The organism is Phyllobacterium sp., from assembly GCF_037994425.1.
In the GTDB taxonomy this organism is placed as follows: Bacteria; Pseudomonadota; Alphaproteobacteria; order Rhizobiales; family Rhizobiaceae; genus Phyllobacterium.
The window spans coordinates 1-3138 of the sequence record NZ_JBBNAM010000229.1; the positions used below are offsets into that span (position 1 = coordinate 1).

Genomic DNA, 3138 nt, shown 5'->3' on the forward strand with positions numbered 1-3138 from the left:
TGCAAACGACAACTATGCGGAAGCACGTCTCGCCGCTTAATGCGGTGCGATAGCTTCAAATCAAGTCCTAGGGGTTCGCACTTCTAGGCGGGGTTCGGAGGCACCTGGCAACAGAAGCCTCCACTTCCCCTCATTCAATACATTCCGAAAGATATAGCCTCACGCTCCTGAACGATGGGTCGTCGCCGCTGGATACTGTCCGATCCGCGCTTGACAGTCGCGCTTCAGGGTTGTATAAAACCTAATAGTTAAATAACCACTCGGTTCAATTATAATGACACCTGATCGACTAGACCATATTTTCTCGGCGCTTGCCGACCCCACGCGCAGGGCAATTCTGGCGCGCCTTGCGCTCGGCACCACCTCGGTCACCGAGCTCGCGCAGCCCTTCGACATTTCGGGGCCGGCGATAACCAAGCATCTGAAGGTGCTCGAACGCGCCGGACTCGTCATCCGCGGACGCGAAGCCCAATGGCGCCCATGCAGTCTCAACGCGGGGCCACTGAAGGAAGCGACAGACTGGCTCGAACGCTACCGTCAATTCTGGGAAGGAAGTTTCGACCGCCTGGCAGAATATTTGAAGGAAGTACAAACGAACGGAGAGCAAGATGGCTGAGACCAACACGGCCCACGTTGCGAACGACACAGCAGGACGCGTCCTTACGATCAGGCGCCTGTTCAATGCGCCGCCTGCCCTCGTATTCGACGCGTTCGCCGATCCCCGCCGAATGCTGCAGTGGTTGGGGCCGCGCGATTACCCTGCGACCTGCGTGGAAGCTGACCTGCGCGTCGGCGGCAAGTGGCGCGCATGCCTCGATTCGGCCGCGACTGGCGAAAAACTATGGCATGGCGGTGTCTACCAGGAGATCGTTCCCGATCGGACGCTGGCTTTCACCTTCGCCTGGGATCAGGAGGATGGCCGTCCTGGCAACGAAACGCTCGTCCATATCACGTTCGAGGATCAGGCAAGCAAGACGCTCATGATCTTTCGCCAGAGCATCTTCGAAACGCCTGAGAGTTGTGAAGGCCACGAAGAGGGCTGGAACAGTGCTTTCGACCGCCTGGAGGAGCTTCTCGCGCAGGAATAGGCCGCATATATGGGTCAGACGATAGCCAGATCGCTGGTCATCGCCCCACGCCGCTTGATCGATAACAAAAGAGAATGGCGCCAGTTCGTCGCCATTGCGGGCCAACCTTTCATGACGGCGCTCGCCCCAGCTTTCCAACTCAACCCCACCCTCCTCCGATTTCTCAACGTCACAGCCCAGCGGGCCGAGGACAATCGTCAACTCATGACGCACTGCGGTATCGCAGCAATCGTCAAGCGGGAGCCATCAATGCCGCAATTGATCCAGAATAACTTCATCATTGTCACCGGCGGCCCGGGCGCCGGCAAGACCAGCCTGATCACGGCTCTTGAGCAGGACGGATATGCAGCCTCGCCGGAGGCCGGGCGTGCGATCATTCAGCATCAGCAAGCAATCGACGGCCCAGCCCTGCCCTGGGAGGACCCGGCCCTCTTCGCGGAATCGATGCTGTCATGGGAGCTGCGGTCCTTCGATATGGCCACCGCAAATCCCAACATTACGTTCTTTGATCGCGGCGTGCCCGACATTATCGGCTATCTGGAACTAAGCGGAATGGCCGTACCACCGCATATGCTTAAGGCAGCGGAGCGCTATCGCTATAATCGCTCTGTTCTGATCCTGCCGCCCTGGCCCGAGATATTCGCCCAGGATGCCCAGCGCAAACAGACGCTCGAAGAAGCCGAACAAACGTTTCATTCAATGATATCGGCGTATGGCAGATTCGGCTACGCGCTGATCGAGGTTCCGCGTTTGCCTGTCTCAGAACGTGTTGGTTTCGTTAGGAAGCATGTTGCAGCCGTCATTTGAAACGAAGGCCCTGGAACAGCGTCCCGGGGCCTTCGCCAACTTCTGATGGAGGATCAGAACTATTCAGCCGCAGCCTCAGCTTCTACGACGCTGCGCCGGGCGATCGTCGCCTGTGTGAGGACGAAAGTGCCGACTGCGCAGAGTGCGATGCCGGCGGCCATTGGCAGGGCCGTTCCGTCGAAAAACACACCTGCAATCACCATTGCAACCGCGGAAGTGACGAAATGCAAAGTCCCCATCAACGCGGAGGCTGTGCCGGCGATCTGGCCGTGATCCTCAAGCGCGAGCACCGAAGCCGTTGGAATGACGAGACCCAGGAACCCGTAGCCGACGAAAAGGAACGCCGCCATGACCGGTAACTGGTTGAAGCCCAAACCCCTGACCACGACCATCGCCGCCATCGTCAGCGCGAATGCGGTGACCGCCATTCGCATGACGCGGACCAGGCCGAAGCGGTCGCCAAGCCAGCCGGTCAATTGCGATACGGTGAAGAACGAGACCGCATTGACCGAGAAGGCCATGCTGTACTGGGTTGGCGTCAGTCCATAGTGATCGATCAACACGAACGGCGAATTAGCCAGATAGACAAGGAAACTGGAAATGCCGAGACCGCCAATGAAGGTGAGCGTCAGGAAGTTCCGATCACCGAGAAGCAGGCGGTAGGCCGACATGGCGCTGCCAAGGCTGCTTTCGGCGCGTGCTGCGGACGGGCGCGTCTCCTTCAACTGCGTCGAAAGCAGGATCAGGCCAATGAAAGCCGCTATCATCACCGCCCAGAACACGCCGCGCCATCCGTAGAATTCGATCACCGCACTGCCTGTCAACGGCGCGAGGATCGGCGAAATGCTGAAAACCAGCATCAGCAGCGACATGAGCCGTGCCGCCTGCACGCCTGTGTGCATGTCGCGAACGATTGCACGCGGGATGACCATGCCGGCCGCGCCGCCAATACCCTGCAGGAAGCGGAAGGCCACGAGCGTTTCGATATCATTCGCGAGGGCGCAGCCGATACTGGCGACCGCAAAAAGACCAATGCCGATGTAGAGCGGTGCCTTGCGTCCCCACATATCCGACAAGGGTCCGTAAAATAGCTGGAAGATGGCGAAGGAAATGAAGAAAGCCAAAAGGCTCAGTTGCACGGCGCTGTTCTCTGCGCCGAGTTCCTTGCCGATCGAAGGCATCGCCGGCAGATACATGTCGATGGCAAATGGACCGATTGCAGTAAGGAGACCGAGGATGAGGG

General features: G+C 58.8%; 4 protein-coding genes and 1 other RNA gene. 4 read left to right on the forward strand and 1 reads right to left on the reverse strand.

The features are described from left to right. The 4 genes from ssrA to AAAB35_RS16060 all read left to right on the forward strand — a co-directional run. Positions 1 to 125: a transfer-messenger RNA gene (ssrA, locus tag AAAB35_RS16045) on the forward strand; the annotation flags it as partial. Positions 126 to 274: 149 nt separating this feature from the next. Then, on the forward strand, positions 275 to 616 hold the full coding sequence (locus tag AAAB35_RS16050; RefSeq protein WP_340669294.1) for a metalloregulator ArsR/SmtB family transcription factor: 342 nt from the start codon (positions 275 to 277) through the stop codon (positions 614 to 616). Further along, the gene (locus tag AAAB35_RS16055; protein ID WP_340669295.1) at positions 609 to 1088 is read left to right on the forward strand and encodes an SRPBCC domain-containing protein; all 480 of its coding nucleotides are present in this window, start codon (positions 609 to 611) and stop codon (positions 1086 to 1088) included. The genes AAAB35_RS16050 and AAAB35_RS16055 overlap by 8 nt, the downstream gene beginning before the upstream one ends. Before the next feature lie 9 nt (positions 1089 to 1097). Continuing rightward, positions 1098 to 1895, forward strand: coding sequence for an AAA family ATPase (locus tag AAAB35_RS16060; protein ID WP_340669296.1), 798 nt, complete (start codon positions 1098 to 1100; stop codon positions 1893 to 1895). A gap of 59 nt (positions 1896 to 1954) precedes the next feature. Here the strand turns inward: AAAB35_RS16060 and AAAB35_RS16065 are convergent. After that, positions 1955 to 3138 (reverse strand): multidrug effflux MFS transporter (locus tag AAAB35_RS16065; protein WP_340669297.1); only part of this gene is annotated, 1184 nt, incomplete at its 5' end.